This window comes from Candidatus Magnetaquicoccus inordinatus, assembly GCF_004217665.1.
GTDB classification, from domain to species: domain Bacteria; phylum Pseudomonadota; class Magnetococcia; order Magnetococcales; family Magnetaquicoccaceae; genus Magnetaquicoccus; species Magnetaquicoccus inordinatus.
In genome coordinates this window covers 1-17,741 of the sequence record NZ_RXIU01000541.1, presented here as the reverse complement: position 1 = coordinate 17,741, position 17,741 = coordinate 1, and the positions used below count along the sequence as shown (strand labels likewise).

3 protein-coding genes are annotated in these 17,741 nt (G+C 54.7%); 2 read left to right on the top strand and 1 reads right to left on the bottom strand.

Going from position 1 to position 17,741, the window contains the following annotated elements; all coding sequences use genetic code 11:
• Positions 1 to 78: 78 nt before the first annotated feature.
• Positions 79 to 11,724: a DUF4347 domain-containing protein gene (locus EJP87_RS17145; RefSeq protein WP_193771515.1), complete on the top strand. Its 11,646-nt coding sequence runs from the start codon at positions 79 to 81 to the stop codon at positions 11,722 to 11,724.
• 248 nt (positions 11,725 to 11,972) lie between these two features.
• Here EJP87_RS17145 and EJP87_RS17140 read toward each other — a convergent pair whose 3' ends face one another.
• Positions 11,973 to 13,007 carry a DUF4351 domain-containing protein gene (locus EJP87_RS17140; RefSeq protein ID WP_130473024.1) on the bottom strand — a complete coding sequence of 345 codons (1,035 nt, stop codon included), beginning with the start codon at positions 13,005 to 13,007 and terminating at the stop codon, positions 11,973 to 11,975.
• A gap of 667 nt (positions 13,008 to 13,674) precedes the next feature.
• On the opposite strand from EJP87_RS17140, the gene EJP87_RS17135 reads away from it, so the two are divergent.
• Complete coding sequence (locus EJP87_RS17135; RefSeq protein WP_130473023.1) at positions 13,675 to 17,676, top strand: DUF4347 domain-containing protein; 4,002 nt, start codon at positions 13,675 to 13,677, stop codon at positions 17,674 to 17,676.
• The last annotated feature ends 65 nt before the right edge of the window (positions 17,677 to 17,741 follow it).

Sequence of the window (17,741 nt, the reverse complement as noted above, 5' to 3'; positions counted from 1 at the left end):
ATGAGCAAGATCAAAACCAAACCATTCCGTCAGGATATCTTCACAATGGCCAGGAACAACCACTCAAGATTGATGTTGATGGCTCTCGAACCCCGCATGATGTTCGATGGTGCTGCCGCAGATGCGGTGATCAAGGTAGTACATGCACAACCAGAGGTTGCGCATGATGCCACTCCTGCCCATGAAGCTGCCAAGACGCTATCAAACCAATCAACGGCCAGTGATACGGTGGTCCCAGATCGTACCTTCACTCCAGTTGCAACCCGCTATGTTGATCCCAAACTGAATAATGGCAAAAAAGAGGTAATTTTTATTGATACCTCGGTGGATAACTATCAAATCCTGGTCAATGGTGTGCGGACTGGAGTGGAGGTAATACTGATTGATGGTAGTGCTTCCGGTCTGGCACAGTTGGCGCAATGGGCGGAAACACATAGCGGATATGATGCGATTCATGTTTTGAGTCATGGAACCAAGGCCATGTTGCGCTTGGGAAAGGATGTACTGACCAACGCATCACTGCAAAGTACTGAGGTTCAGGCCAAGTTGGCCATACTCGGTCAAGCTCTGATCGAATCCGGCGATCTTCTGGTCTATGGCTGCGGTGTCGCCTCCGGTACAGAAGGACAAACATTTATCGAACATTTGGCCATGGCAACTGGTGCGGATATTGCGGCCTCCGTGGATACAACCGGATCAGAAAGCAGGGGCGGAAACTGGACACTTGAAGCAAACACAGGACCGACAGAAATATATAATATTATTTATAATGAAAATATTAATTATGATAATACGCTAGGCTTGGTAAATGGTGGCTCTACAGGTACGGTTACATTTGATGCTTCGGTTGTTACATGGCACGCCGGAGCAACTTCAGGAATGACATCTGGACAAATAATTTCATCTGCAAATATTTTATCAACCGGGTTCGATATTTATGCAAAAAATTCGACTGGAACCAGCTTCAGAATTGGATCGGCTCCATCAGGTGTAACAGGTTCAACCAGTGCAACCACGGGCTACGTCCGTATCAATGGGAATGTCGCACTCACCTCCGCAAGCGGTGCTTATATGGAGTTCCGTGCGAATAGCGGAATTTTTGACCTTGACAGCCTGTGGATGGGAAGTGGTGATTCTTCCACATATCCCAGAACTTATTCCGTACAAGCATTGAATAGCAGTTGGACACCAACCGGAACAGCGGTTACGCAAACTATTTCAGCAACTGCTACCTTTTATCAACTCTCCGTTGCCAGCAACACGGATTTTGACGGCATCTACGGCTTCAGAATAACAACTGACGCTGGGACAATCTTGGCGGTAGACGACGTTGCCGTAACCAATCCGCGCAATGTTGCGACCAACACCGCCCCCACCTTTGTTGGCGCGACAACGACACTGAGCATCAGCCAGAACGCCACTGCCACCGACATCAAATCGTTACTTCATGCCTCAGACAGCGACAGCAGCCAGACCGAAACCTGGAGCCAGAGTGCTGCCCCCAGCCATGGCACGCTCAGCTTTTCCAGTGCCACCGCCACATCAGGCAGTACCGACATCACCCCCGGGGGCACCATCACCTATACCCCGACCGCGGGCTATGCCGGCAGCGACAGCTTTACCGTGCAGGTCAGCGATGGTACAGCCAGCGCCACCCGCACCATCACCGTCTCCATCACCCCTACCACTCCTGGAACGCCTGACCTGACGGCAGGAACCGACAACGGCAGCAGCTCGACCGATAATTCTACCAACGCCACCTCGCTAAACTTTACCGGCACCTCCGCCAGCAGCGACAGCAGTAGCACGGTGCTGCTCTTTCTCGATAAAAATGCCAATGGCAGCTTTGACAGCGGCACCGATCCCACCGCCACCGCCACCGTCAGCAACGGTTCCTGGAGCGTCAGCGGCTTGAGCACCAGCGGGGTCAACGATGGCACTTATAATGTCTATGCCCAGGTCACCTCGGCTACTGGCAGCTTGACCAGCGCCTTGAGTAGCACCCTCAGTGTCACCTTGGATAGCACAGCACCCACTGTCTCCTCTGTCTCTTCCAGCAGCAACAACGGCAGCTACAAATCTGGAGATGTTGTCGCCGTTAGCATCACCTTCTCGGAAGCGGTAACTGTGGATACCAGCAGCGGTACCCCTTACCTGACCATGGAAACCGGAACCACCGATCGTAACGCTACCTATGCCAGCGGCTCAGGAAGCAATACCCTCACCTTCAACTATACCGTCCAAGCTGGCGATAGCAGCAGCGACCTGGATTATACAGCCACCACCGCCCTGAACCTCAATAATGGTACTATCAAAGATGCCGCCGGTAACAACGCCACACTGACTTTGGCTTCCCCGTCAGTTGCCAACTCGTTGTCTGCGAATAAAGCTATCATAATTGATGGAGTGGCACCGACCGTCTCCTCTGTCTCCTCTTCCACCAACAATAACACCTATAAGGCAGGCGATGTGATTGCTGTCACCGTCGCCTTCTCGGAAGCAGTGACTGTGGTTACCACCGGCGGCACCCCTTACCTGACCCTGGAAACCGGAACCACCGATCGTAACGCGACCTATGCCAGCGGCTCAGGAAGCACTACCCTCACCTTCAATTATACCGTGCAAGCTGGCGATAGCAGCAGCGACCTGGATTATACCGCCACCAGCGCCTTGGCACTCAATGGGGGTACCATCAAAGATGCCGCGGGCAACGATGCCACGCTGATTTTGGCCTCGCCCGCTGCAGCCAACTCCTTGGGTAACAACAAAGCCATCGTCATCGATACCACTGCCCCTACCGTCTCTTCGGTCTCCTCCAGCACCGCCAACGGCAGTTATAGCACCGGAGAGAGCATCAATATCACGGTCAACTTTTCCGAAGCAGTCACCGTAACCGGCACTCCTCAAATTACCCTGGAGACCGGCTCTACCGATCGCACAGTCAACTATGTCAGCGGTTCTGGCAGCACAGCCCTGCTCTTTACCTACACCGTGCAAAGCGGAGACAATACGACCGATCTCGATTATACCAGCACCAGCGCCCTGACTTTGAACGGAGGAACCATCAGCGATGCGGTCGGCAATAGCGCCACCCTGACCCTGGCCACTCCTGGCGCCGCCAATTCGTTGGCAGCCAATAAAAATATTGCCGTTATCCAGGTTCCAACCGTCACTGCAGTCACTGCTTCGACCGCCAATGGCAGTTTCAAAGCCGGTGATACCATTGATGTCACCGTCACCTTCAGCGAAGCGGTCAACGTCAACACCAGCAGCGGAACACCGTACATCACCCTGGAGACCGGCAGCACCGACCGCAACGCCAACTATGTCAGCGGTAGCGGCGGAACAACGCTGACCTTTCGCTATACCGTGCAAGCCGGTGATAACAGCTCCGACCTCGATTATGTGGCCACCACCTCCCTGAGTGCCAACAGCGGCACCATCCAAAACGGTTCTGGGAGCAACGCCTCGTTGACCCTGGCCACGCCAGGGGCAGCCAACTCTCTGGGCAACAACAAAGCCATCATTATCGATACCATCGCCCCCACCATCTCTGCGGTCAGCGCCACAACCGCCAATGGTTCCTATAAGGCGGGCGATACTGTCGATGTCACCGTCACCTTCAGCGAGGCGGTAACAGTAACCGGAACACCTCAAATCACCCTGGAGACCGGAAGCACCGACCGCACCGTCAACTACAGCAGTGGCTCCGGCAGCTCCACTCTGACCTTTACCTATACCGTGCAGGCAGGCGATAACACGAGCGATTTGGACTATACCGCCACCACCGCCCTGGCCCTCAATAGCGGTACCATCAAGGATGGCGCCGGTAACGATGCCACCCTGACCCTGGCTAGCCCTGGAGCGGCCAACTCTTTGGGCAACAACAAAGCCATCCTCATCGATACCACCGCTCCCACCATCTCCTCGGTCAGCGCATCCAGCGCCAACGGTTCCTACAAAGCGGGTGATACCGTCACTGTCACCGTCACCTTCTCGGAGGCGGTTAACGTCAGCACAACCGGAGGTACCCCCTCTATCACTCTGGAGACCGGCTCCACCGATCGCAACGCCACCTATGCCAGCGGCACGGGTAGCAACACGCTGACCTTTACCTATACTGTGCAGGCGGGGGATAGCACGAGCGATTTGGACTATACCACAACCAGCGCTCTGGCTGTGAACGGGGGCACCATCAAGGATGCCGTCGGCAACGATGCCACTCTGACTTTGGCCTCCCCCGGTGCCGCCAACTCCTTGGGCGACAACAAAGCCATCGTCATCGATACCACCGCCCCCAGCGTCTCTTCGGTCAGCGCTACAACCGCCGATGGCTCCTATAAAGTTGGCGATGTGATTGCCGTTACCGTCACCTTTTCTGAAGCGGTGAGCGTCGTCACAACTGGTGGCACCCCCACTCTCACCCTGGAAACCGGCACCACCGATCGCAACGCCAGCTTTGTCAGCGGCTCGGGCAGCGATACCCTCACCTTCCACTATACGGTGCAGGCGGGGGATAGCACGAGCGACCTCGATTATACCGCCACCACCGCCCTGGCTTTGAACGGTGGCACAATCAAGGATGCGGCAGGCAACAATGCCACGCTGACTTTGGCCACCCCTGGAGCCGCCAACTCCTTGGGCAACAATAAAGCCATCCTCATCGACACCGCCGCTCCCACAGTCTCTTCGGTCTCCTCCAGCACCGCCAACGGCACCTATTATGCCGGGCAATCGATCAATGTAACGGTCAACTTTTCTGAAGCGGTCACTGTGACCGGTACACCACAAATTACTCTGGAAACCGGCTCCACCGATCGCACGGTCAACTATGTCAGCGGTTCCGGCAGCGCAGCCCTGCTCTTTACCTATACCGTGCAGAGCGGCGACATCACCAGCGATCTCGATTATAGCAGCAGCACCGCTCTGGCTTTGAACAGCGGCAGCATCAAGGATAGCGCCGGCAATGATGCTACCCTGACTTTGGCCGCCCCTGGAGCCGCCAACTCCTTGGGCAATGCCAAAAATATCATCGTCGCTTTGGCCCCCTCTGTCAGCTCAGTCAGCGCCAGCAGCGCCGACGGCTCCTATAAAGCGGGTGATACGATCAATGTTACCGTCACCTTTACCGAAGCAATTACCGTTACCGGCACCCCTTATCTGACCCTGGAAACCGGCACCAACGATCGTAACGCCACCTACAGCAGCGGCTCCGGCAGCACCACTCTCACCTTTGCCTATAGCGTACAGGCCGGGGATAGCACAACTGACCTGGATTATGTGGCCACCACCTCCTTGAACGCCAATGGTGGCACTCTGCAAAACGGCTCCGCAGTCGATGCCGTGCTGACCCTGGCCACACCAGGGGCGGCCAACTCTCTGAGCAACAACAAAGCCATCATTATCGACACCAGCGCCCCCACCATCTCTGCGGTCAGCGCCACGACCGCCAACGGCTCCTATAAGGCGGGCGATACTGTCGATGTTACCGTTACCTTCAGCGAGGCGGTAACGGTGACCGGAACACCTCAGATCACCCTGGAGACCGGTAGCACCGACCGCACCGTCAACTACGGCAGTGGCTCCGGCAGCTCCACTTTGACCTTTACCTATACCGTGCAGGCAGGGGATAGCTCGAGCGATTTGGACTATACCACAACCAGCGCTTTGAATTTGAACGGTGGCACCATCAAGGATGGCGCCGGCAACGATGCCACCCTGACTCTGGCTGCCCCTGGAACGGCCAACTCTTTGGGCAACAACAAAGCCATCCTCATCGATACCACCGCTCCCACCGTCTCCTCGGTCACCTCCACAAGCGCCGATGGCCGTTATAAAAGCGGCGACACAATCAACGTTACCATCCATTTTTCCGAAGCTGTCACCGTGGCCACTACCGGTGGTACCCCTTATATCACTCTGGAGACCGGCAGCAGCGACCGCAACGCCCTCTACAGCAGCGGTTCCGGGACAAGCGCACTGGTATTTACGTATACGGTGCAGGCCGGCGATAGCACGAGTGATCTTGATTATGTCGGCAGCAGCGCCCTGGCTCTGAATGGGGGAACCATCCAGGATGCGGCAGGCAACAGTGCCACCTTGACCTTGGCCGCCACGGGCAGCAGCGGCTCTCTTGCCAATGGCAAAGCGCTTGTGGTCGATACCACCGTGGAAACCCCCTCTGTCGCCACTCCTACCATCAACGAGGATAGCGACAGTGGCGCCATCGCCATCACTCGCAGCAGCAATGATGGCAATGAGCTGGCCTATTATCAAATCAGCGGCATCAGTGGTGGTACCCTCTACAGCGATGCCAGCTTTAGCAGTGCCATCAGCAACGGCGATTTTATTGCCTCTGGCGGAGCGACAACCAATCTCTATTTTCGTCCCACCAGCAACCGCAACAGCACTACCGGTGGCAATGGCTCCTTCACTGTGCAGGCGGCGACCGGCAATGGCAGCTCTTATCTGGGGGGCTCAACAGCCACTTCGACCATTACCCTGACGCCCATCGCCGATACCCCCACTGTGGCCAGTCCAACCATCAATGAAGATACAGACAGCGGCGCCATCGCCATCAGCCGCGCCGCTGGGGATGGGAGCGAAACCAGCTATTATAAAATTACCAGCATTAGCGGAGGCAGCCTCTACAGCGACTCCTCCTATAGCACCGCCATCAACAACGGTGACTTTATCGCCTCGGCAGGGGCAACCACCAATCTCTATTTTCGGCCCACCGCCAACCATAACAGCACCACCGGCGGTAATGGCGCCTTTACCGTGCAGGCCGCCACAGGCAACAGCAATGCCGACCTGGGCGGCGCAACTGTCACCTCCACCATCACCTTGTCACCAGTTGCCGATACACCCAGCATCACCGATGCCTTTACTACCCCTGGTGTGCAAACCAGCAGCGGCCTGGTCATCACTCGTAACCTGAACGATGGCAGCGAAACCGGCTATTTGAAAATTACCGGTATCAGCAACGGCAACCTGTTCAAAAATAATGGCAGCACCGCCATTACCGACGGAACCTTCATCACCTTTGCCGAAGGCAATGCCGGACTAAAGTTTACCCCCACCGGTGGCGGCAATGGCTCCTTTATCCTGCAAGCCTCCAGCAGCAATGCCGATGCCGGTTTGGCCGGTGCAACAGTCAACGCCAGTATCACCGTCGGCACTGCCGTTGCCGACATCACCACCAATGAAGATACCTTAAGTGCTGCCATCACCGTCACCCGTGGTGACAGCAGCTTGACCTATCTCAAAATCAGCAACATTACTGGTGGAGTCCTCTACAGCGATGCAGCCATGAGCGCCTCTATCACCAATAACAGCTTTGTTGCTGCTGCCGGGGCTACCACCAATCTCTATTTTCTGCCCAGCAGCGACCGCACCGCCAGCGCCTCCTTCACCGTGCAGGGAGCAAGTGCAGCCAATGATGCCGCCCTCCTCCTCAATACTGCCACCTCGACCATTACCATCACCGCCCAAAACGACAACCCGGTAAGCGCTGGCTTTGCCGATTTTGCAGCAACCGAACAATCCTTTTCCAGCTTTGTGCTGGGCGGCTTTACGGTGAGCGATGTGGATGCCACCCATTTTAATAACGCTGTGCTGACTGTCAGTCAGGACAGCTATCTCTCCGGTGAATGGCTGTCAATCGCCAGCGTGGGCAGTGTGGCCTATGATGCCACCAGCTCCATTGTCACCTATAACGGCACCCAGGTTGCCCTTGCCGCGCTGGTCAACATTACCGGCAACGGCAATGGCGATTTGCAGATTACTTTTGACAGCAATGCCACAGCCAGCATTGTGCAGGAGGTTGCGCAAAAGGTGGTCTATTGGACCACCGATGACAATCCAACCAATTATGGCGCCAATCCCACCCGCACTGTGACCATCGCCTTTAATGATGGTGGTAACAGTGGTGCAGGGGGCGTAAAAAGTGCCAGTGACGGTACGGAAACCCTGACTGTCAATCCCGTCAATGACAATCCCCTGCTCAGTGCTGGAGGCTCTCTTGGCTATAACGAAAATGACACGCCAGCAGTCATTGATAACAGCATCACCCTCTCCGATGTCGATGATACCCATATTGCCGGAGCTACAGTGCGCATCAGCTCTGGTTTCAGCAGCGGAGACAGCTTGGACTTTAGCACACAAAACGGGATCACCGGCAGTTTTAACAGCAGCACCGGTATCCTGACCCTGAGCGGCTCGGCCACCTTGGCAAACTATCAAACAGCACTCCGAAGCGTCACTTTCAGCAGCTCCAGCGAGGATCCGACCGCCAGCAGCAGCAGTCGTACCATCAGTTGGGAGGTAACCGATGCCAACGCCAGCGCCACCAGCGCTGCCAGCAGCACGGCAGTCACCTCTACGGTAACTATCACCGCCAGCGCCGACCAGCCAATCATGACCGCAGGTGCCACACAGAGTTATACCGAAAATGGCAATGCCGCCGTCATCGATAATACACTGACCATCAGCGATGCCGATGATACGCAATTGAGCGGAGCAACAGTGACCCTCTCTAGTGGTTATAGCGCAGGCGATACGCTGGGCTTTACGGCGCAAAACGGCATCTCCATTGCCAGTAACAGCAATGGCGTCTTGACTCTGAGCGGAACGGCCTCATTGGCCCACTACCAAACCGCCTTGCGCAGTGTGACTTTCTCCAGCAGCAGTGATGATCCGACAGCAAGTGCCAGCAGTCGCACGGTAACCTGGGTGGTTACCGATGCCAACTCCGACAGTACCAGCGCCCAAAACAGCACTGGCGTCACCTCGACCCTCAACCTGACCGCCGCTGCAGACCAACCGGTAGTGACGGCAGGCGGAACGTTGGCCTATACGGAAAATGGGGTAGCGGTAGCGATTGACAATACGATTAACATAACGGATGTGGATGATAGCCAAATCAGCGGGGCAAGCGTGCGCATCTCCTCTGGCTTGAGCAGTGGAGACAGCTTGGCACTCACCAGCCAGAATGGCATTTCCGGCAGCTTTGATAGCACGACTGGCATTTTGACTCTGAGCGGTACAGCCTCTTTGGCCCATTATCAGACAGCCTTGCGCAGCGTCCTCTTCAGCAGTTCCAGCGATGATCCCACCGCCTCCAGCAGCAGCCGCAGCATCACATGGATTGTTACTGATGGCAATTCCGATGGCGCCGGGGCAGAGAGCAGTACCGGTGTGACCTCGACCATCACCCTGACCGCTCTGGCCGACCAACCGGTCGCAAGCGCTGGTGGTACGCAAAGTTATACGGAAAATGGTGCCGCAGTGGTCATCGACAACACCATCCTCTTGAGCGATGTCGATGACAGCCAATTGGCGGGGGCGACAGTCTGTATCAGCGCAGGATTGAGCACCGGGGACATATTGGGCTTTGACAACCAAAATGGCATCACCGGCAGTTTCAACAGCAGCAGCGGCGTGTTGACCCTGAGTGGCACGGCCAGCATAGCCAACTATCAAACTGCCTTGCGCAGCGTCACCTATAGCAGCAGTAGCGATGATCCGACGGCAAACAGCAGCAGTCGCACCATCGACTGGCAAGTCACCGATGCCAACTCTGACAACAGCAGCCCCCAAAACAGTACAACGGTCTCCTCAACCCTGAATCTCACCGCCACAGCCGATGCACCGGTCATGACTGCAGGGAGCACGTTGACTTATACTGAAGGGGATGGCGCCACAGCAATTGATGGCACCCTGACCATCAGCGATGCCGATGACAGCCAGATCAGCGCGGCAACGGTCACCATTACTGCCGGTTTGAGCAGTGGCGACAGCTTGGCAGTGGCCACGCAAAATGGCATTTCTGGCAGTTTTGACAGCACAACAGGAGTATTGACCTTAAGCGGCACAGCCACCCTGGCACACTATCAAACTGCCTTGCGCAGCGTCACCTTTGGCAACAGCAGCGCCAGCCCAAGCCTGCTCAGTACCACCAGAACAGTCGCATGGAGCGTGACGGATGCCAACTCGGATGGCGTTGGTTCACAGAGCAGTGTTGCGGTCAATAGTGCGGTTACGTTGCTCCCGGTCAATGATCTTCCCTCTTTCAGCAAGGGCGCCGACCAGGAGGTCAACGAAGATGCAGGAACACAAACAGTCGCCAACTGGGCCACTGCTCTGGATAAAGGCGCTGCCGATGAGGCAAATCAACACTTGAGCTTTCTGGTCAGCAACGACAACAACAGCCTCTTTTCCGTGCAGCCTGGCATCGATGCCAGCGGCCAATTGAGCTATATTCCGGCAGCAAATGCCAACGGTGTGGCCACAGTGACAGTACAGATTCATGATGATGGCGGCACAGCTCACGGCGGCATCGATACCAGTACGGCGCAAACCTTTACCATCAACGTGCATGCGGTCAATGATGCACCGAGCTTTGTCAAAGGGGCCGATCAGGTAGTGATCCAGACCCCGAATCCTATTACTGTTGCCAACTGGGCTACCGCCATCCACGCCGGTCCCTCGGATGAGAGTGCGCAAAATTGGCAATTTATCGTCAGCAACAACCATAATGAGATGTTTAGCGTACAACCAGCCATCGATGCCAATGGCACCTTGCGCTATACCCCATCACAGCTCAATTATGGCACCGCCACAGTCACTGTCAAACTGCAAGACAGCGGCGGAACTGCACGCAACGGCGTGGACAACAGCAGCGAACAGAGCTTCACGCTCACGGTCAAACGCCTGCCTCCTCCACAACCGGCGCCACCACCACCCCCACCGCCCAGCGATAAGAGCAACTCACCAGCCTCATCCAGCAATGGCCAACAGCCAGTGCAAACCTTCAACCCCTCATCTGCTTTACCCACGATGGGTGACTCTTCGGTTGCTCCGCTGGTGACCATTGCCAATCCCAATCCCACACCAACCGTGATCAAAGGGGACAATTCAACCAGCCGTGCACCCTCTTCATCCGTGCAGAAATCGTTGTTGAGCAGCAATCAAAACAGTACCGTTGCTCCCCCGCCACCGGTACCGCCTGCTCCCCCGCAAGCGCCCCCACCGGCAGCGCTCTCCAGCAAAGCTGCTTCAGCTCCCGTTTTCAGTGATGCAAGCAATCTGACCGCCTCTACATCGGGTGCGTTTGCGGTCGTGGTCTCCTCATCGGCTGGAGAAAATAGCGGATTGTCTCTCAATCGCGGAATACAGGATGTGGCAGTAGGCGAGAGTGGTTCCATTCGCATCTCTATACCTGCCGACGCCTTCAAGCATAGCGATGCCAAAGCCCAGGTCTCCCTCTCCGCCAGTCAGGCCGATGGTGGCAGCCTGCCCAACTGGCTCTCTTTTGATCCAGCCAGTGGCCGATTTGAAGGAACACCTCCTCCCGGAAGCAACGCTGAGATCTCGGTCAAGGTTGTCGCACACGATAACCAAGGCAAAGAGGCGGTCTCCATCTTTCGCATCAAGATTGGCAAAAAAGAGGGAGATATAAAAGGAGATACGGGTAGCCAAGATAAACAGGAGGGTACAACCCCCAAGGATGGCCCCCGTTCTGACAGTGGCGAAGAGTCTGCCTTCTGGGCCATGCTGCAGCCCTTATTGTCCGGCAAGGGCGAAACGGGGAAAATATTGGCTGAAGGCAAAGGTGGCTTGACCCGGCAACTGGCCTGGACTGGCCGACAAGGATGGCAGGCCCGCACTATCGCCTTGACGGCAGCCGCCGAACGGTTGCAGGCCCGTCGTCACTCCTCGTGATTGCTGAGAGGGTTGGTATATTCAAAAAAGGGGAAGGCTCCACGAGCTGGCAGACTCACCATTCTCTGCCAGCTCGTGGAGCCAGTGCCTAAATCGTCGCGAGCAAACTCATGGGCAAGGCGCTTACAATTGAACGACAAGAGCTGGCAAGCAGAGAGACAAAAAGCGAAAGAGCCTGGAACACTACCCATGCGCTATTCATAAGCCGGGGCTGTTTCTCCGGTCTTGGCCAAAACCTTGGCGGCGATTCAATGGTTATCCGGCAGATCAGGCCCGAATACATCCTCAAGGGTACGGGCATCAAGAATCAGCTCCCCCCATTTTTCCAAAGCATTGATATCAGCCGCAGTGATTTTAGCGTGGAGTGCAGTTGACAACTCGCCAAAACGTCGCGTCAACAGACGCATGAGAAGCTTGGCCTCACCTTTCTGTTCGCCTTTCTGTTCGCCTTTCCGTTCGCCTTTCCGTTCGCCATTTTTTTCGCCTTTCTGCCATCCCTCTTGCCGAATGGCAGCCGCTTCTGGAATTTTGAGCAGCTCCTCTCGCGGCATGGTTCTGATCATAGAGGCCAACCATTCCCGCCTTCCCATATCCATGACATATTCGGGAGTCAACCCGATGGGTTCCACATTTTCCATTATACCCTCCATGCGCATCTTTTGGATGCCGAAGAAAAGATATTCGTGTTCAGCCGATGTTGTCGGCAAACCTCGTTGCTGGATAGATGCAAACGCCTGTTGCCACTCCTGTTTTCGGCTGGCAAAACATTTCCAGAGGCCATTATGCGCTGCGACCGACAGCTCATTGAGCAGGATAACACAGATGGAATCGAAAATTGCAATCCGCGATCTATAGACACCAGCCTTGTCGGTCGCTGAAAAACCATGCCGCTCCAGTATATCCTTTTCCGGTGTTTTTGCGAGCAAAAGAAAGCTGCTCAACTCCTCCCGCTGCAGTTGCTGCTTCTCCCGGTAAAGATGGTCATAGACCAGCAACTGTCGGCATATCCTGTCTGTCAGACTCTCAGTAAATTTAAACTCAATCAGCAGATCCTTGGCAATGGTATCGCGCATTCCATCCGCCAACCATGCCTTCTGCTCCTCCGTCCAGTCTTTTCCCTCCCGGCGCAGCAAAATAATGTCCGCCTTGGGGGATCCGCTGGTGACATCCACTTCCGTCTGCACAGCGATATTAACCGTTGTCAGTGGTTCCTCTACCAACTGAGCCAACAGACAATGCCAACGGGTTTTTCTCTGTTCGGCAAGTTGCTCCACCATCGCCATTCCTTACTTTCCATCATTTTTCCCATACGCCAAAATATATACTAAAAATCTTTTGTTAGCAACATAATAATAAATAATACAAAAAAACGGATAAAAATAAAGACAATATCGCATATATTATTACAATAAATAATGCTGGTCTAATACTAGACATACTGCAACAAATCAAGCCACAACCAGAACAAACAATATTTATAATAGCGATAATAATTTATTACATATAATTATTATATTCACACTATATTGTCCTGTGAATAAAATTATCATCGGCAAATATATAATTATCACCTTCACTTTACTGTTCAATACTCAACAATGTTGTGCAAGCAATGATGATTATCCACATGACCTATATCTCTTCATCGACATTATAACCACCATCAACTTATCTCACTCCACTCAATACTGTTATACTATAAACAGATCGCCTTCTGACTCCATATTCAGCCATGTTAGCAAATGTAAGTTGCCTGATCGGATCCTCTGCACTATAAAATTACGCGGTAAATATCTCTTTACCGATGTAAAAATATCTGTAGAATGCCCCATTCAGACAATAGCAGTGTAATGAGAGGTTAAAAATTTATTTGGAATAAACGCATTGGTCAGGGATTGACGGAGGTAACGATTGGTATAATAAACATTTTATAGATGGAGGCTCTTGAAAATGTGGATGCGGATGTGGCGTGGCTTCACAAACTCTCTTTATCGCCATATTTTGGCCCCCTTACCTATTCAGGAAGCTGTTCATAAACACCTCTCCTCATCCTTGTATGCTCTGGAACCACGACTCATGTTTGATGCCGCCGTCGCTGCACAAGCGACAGAGCATCTTGCAAACGGTGACCACTCTACTGATAGCGCCCAGCAAAGCAATCAGGCTGCCACAGAAAATAGTGACAAACCAGCGCCGAGCAGCACAGCTCCAGTCCCAGTGCGCACAGCCGATCCAGCGCTCAATAATGGCAAAAAAGAGGTTGTCTTTATCGATACCTCTCTAGCAAACCATAGCATCCTGGAGGCCGGTATCCGCCCAGGTGTGGAAATTGAAGAGATTAATGGTCATCAGGATGGCTTGGCGCAAATGGCCCAATGGGCAACCACACACTCTGGCTATGATGACATTCATCTCTTTAGCCACGGTTCAGAAGCTCTCCTGCATCTTGGCAACCGCGTCATTGATCAAATGGCGCTCTCCAACCCTGAAATACAAACAGCACTGACTGCCATTGGCAAAGCGCTGCAGCCTGACGGGGATATATTGATTTATGGCTGCGATGTGGCCCAGGGTAATGCGGGACAACTGTTTGTCTCAGAGTTGGCAAAGAGCACCGGAGCCGATGTGGCCGCATCAGTCAACCGTACTGGCTCCCCACTTCTGGGTGGCGACTGGACTCTGGAATTGAGCCAAGGCACCGTTTCCGCAACCTTGCCAATCACTTGCGCAACCACCGACCAGTATGGGCAGCTATTGGCACTTCCTGCAGCCAGTCAAAACTTTAACACAACATATAAAAACAACAATACAGGGGGAAATACTGTCGATGGTTTTAGTTTGACCGCTTCAACCACAATAGGTTCCAGCCCCTCGGGAATCAATGGCGGCTCGAGTGATACAACAGATAAAGGCACCTTTACCTGGACGGCTGACGGAATTGATCTGATAACTTTTGATCTAGACAGCTTCTCTGCATTAAATTTTTACAATGATGATCCTTGTACGCTTACTTTCACAGCAACTTCTAACAGCACACCAGTTTCACAATCGTTTCAGGTTAATTACAGCTCTCAATCGGCTATGGTATTGGATATTGACCAGACAGTGTTTAATGATATTGCGTCATTTACTGTGCACATTGTCACCTTTAATGATTATGATCTGCCTCCTGATTTTGTATCAATGACTCTTCTGGATCTAAAAGCTCCCTCCTCCAATACCGCACCCACCTTTGTCGGGACAACAACCACGCTGACTGTCAACCAAAATGCTGCGGCCACCGATATTACCTCTTTGCTCCATGTTTCAGACAGTAGTAATAACCAGACTGAAACCTGGAGCCAGAGCACGGCTCCCAGCCATGGCACCCTCAGCTTTGCCAATGCCACAGCCTCCTCTGGCAGCACCGATATTACTCCAGGCGGCACCATCACCTACACCCCGACAGCGGGCTATGCCGGAAGTGACAGCTTTACGGTACAGGTCAGTGATGGCACAGACACCACCACCCGGACTATTACGGTATCGGTTACACCAGTAGCACCCAGTACTGCTCCTGACATGACGACACCTGCAAACAGTGGCGACAACAGCACCAACGCAACCTCACTCAACTTTACCGGCACCTCCACCATCGGTGACAGCAGCAGCACAGTGCGGGTTTTTCTCGATAAAAATGGCAATGGCAGTTTTGACAGCGGCACCGATCCGACCGCCACCGCCACGGTCAGCAATGGCACCTGGAGTGTCAGCGGCTTGAGTACCAATGGCGTCAATGACGGCACCTATAATGTCTATGCACAAATCAGTTCGGCCACCGGCAGCCTGACCAGCTCCCCCAGCACCCCCTTGAGCATCACCCTTGATCACAGTGCTCCGACCGTCTCTTCGGTCACCTCCACAAGCAGCAATGGCACCTATTATACTGGGCAATCGATTAATATCACGGTCAACTTTTCTGAAGCGGTCACCGTCACCGGCACACCACAACTCACCCTGGAGACGGGAAGCACCGATCGCAGCATCAACTATGTCAGTGGTTCCGGGACAACAGCCCTGGTTTTTAACTATACCGTGCAGAGCGGAGACAGCAGCAGTGATCTGGACTATTCCAGCACGACCGCTCTGGCTCTGAACGGAGGGACAATCAAAGACGCCGTCGGTAACAATGCCACACTGACCCTGGCCACGCCCGGACAGGCCAACTCTCTGGGTGCCAACATAAATTTTATCATCCTGCAGGCCCCTGCAGTCAGTGCGGTCAGCGCCTCTACTGCTGACGGATCCTATAATGCCGGGGATACGGTCAATGCGACTGTTACCTTCTCGGAAGCCATTACCGTAACCGGTACTCCCTATCTTACCCTGGAGACCGGAACCACCGACCGCAACGCTACCTATGCCAGCGGTTCCGGCACCACCACTCTCACCTTTGCCTATACCGTGCAGGCCGGAGACAACACCAGCGACCTGGATTATGTGTCTACCTCCTCTTTGAATGCCAATGGCGGCACACTGCAAAATGGCTCCGCCGTCGCTGCCGTGCTCACACTCCCCACGCCCGGAGCTGCCAGCTCGCTGGGCCACAACAAAGCCATCATCATCGACACCACTGCCCCCACCCTCTCCTCGGTCAGTGCCAGCAGCGCCAACGGCTCCTACAAGGCAGGCGATACGGTCAATGTTACCGTCACCTTTTCCGAGGCGGTCACTGTTGACAGCAGTGGCGGCACCCCCTACATCACTCTGGAGACCGGCAGTACCGACCGCAACGCCACCTATGCCAGCGGCTCCGGCAGCACTACTCTGGTTTTCAGCTATACCGTGCAGACGGGCGATAGCAGCAGTGATCTCGACTATACATCCACCTCTGCCCTGGCCTTGAACAGCGGCACCATCAAGGATGGCGCCGGCAACGATGCCACCCTGACCTTGGCCTCCCCCGGTGCCGCCAACTCACTCGGCAGCAACAAAGCCATCGTCATCGACACCACCGCCCCCACTGTCTCCACAGTCAGCGCCTCCACCAGCAACGGCTCCTACAAGGCAGGTGATACGGTCAATGTGACCGTCACCTTCTCGGAGGCGGTCACTGTAGTGACCACGGGAGGCACCCCCTATATCACTCTCGAGACCGGCAGTACCGATCGCAACGCCACCTATGCCAGCGGCTCCGGCAGCAACACCTTGGTTTTTACCTATACCGTCCAGGCCGGGGATAGCAGCAGTGATCTCGATTATACCGCCACCACCTCCCTGGCCCTCAATGGTGGAACCATCAAGGATACCGCTGGCAACGATGCAACCTTGACCCTGGCTGCCGTTGCTGCTGCCAACTCTTTGGGCGACAACAAAGCCATCGTCATCGATACCACCGCCCCCAGCGTCTCTGCGGTAAGCGCCAGCAGCGCTGATGGCTCCTATAAAGCAGGCGATGTCATTGCCGTCACCGTCACCTTTGCCGAGGCGGTTACCGTGGTGACCACGGGAGGTACTCCCTATCTGACACTGGAAACCGGCAGCACCGATCGCAACGCCACCTATGCCAGCGGCTCTGGCAGCAACACCCTCACCTTTAACTATACGGTGCAGGCAGGCGACAGCAGCAGCGACCTCGACTATACCGCCACCAACTCCCTGGCCCTCAATGGCGGCACCATCAAGGATAGCGCCGGTAACAATGCCACCTTGACCCTGGCTGCCGTTGCTGCTGCCAACTCTCTGGGCCACAGCAAAGCCATCGTTATCGATACCACCGCCCCCAGCGTCTCCTCGGTCACCTCTACCACCGCCAACGGCACCTATTATGCCGGGCAGTCGATCAATGTGACGGTCAATTTTTCGGAAGCGGTGACCGTCAGCGGAACCCCCACCATCACCCTGGAAACCGGCAGCACCGACCGCACAGTCAACTATGCCAGCGGCTCTGGGACAACCGCCCATATGCGCTAACATGTTTTCCCCGATACAGCCATTTGTCGCTTACGTTTTCGCGGTGATTCTGCCAGTTGGGTCAG

Coding starts and splice junctions, on each gene's coding strand:
- EJP87_RS17145 (WP_193771515.1), top strand. CDS start 79: ATGGCTCTCGAACCCCGCATGATGTTCGATGGTGCTGCCGCAGATGCG.
- EJP87_RS17140 (WP_130473024.1), bottom strand. CDS start 13,007: ATGGCGATGGTGGAGCAACTTGCCGAACAGAGAAAAACCCGTTGGCAT.
- EJP87_RS17135 (WP_130473023.1), top strand. CDS start 13,675: ATGTGGATGCGGATGTGGCGTGGCTTCACAAACTCTCTTTATCGCCAT.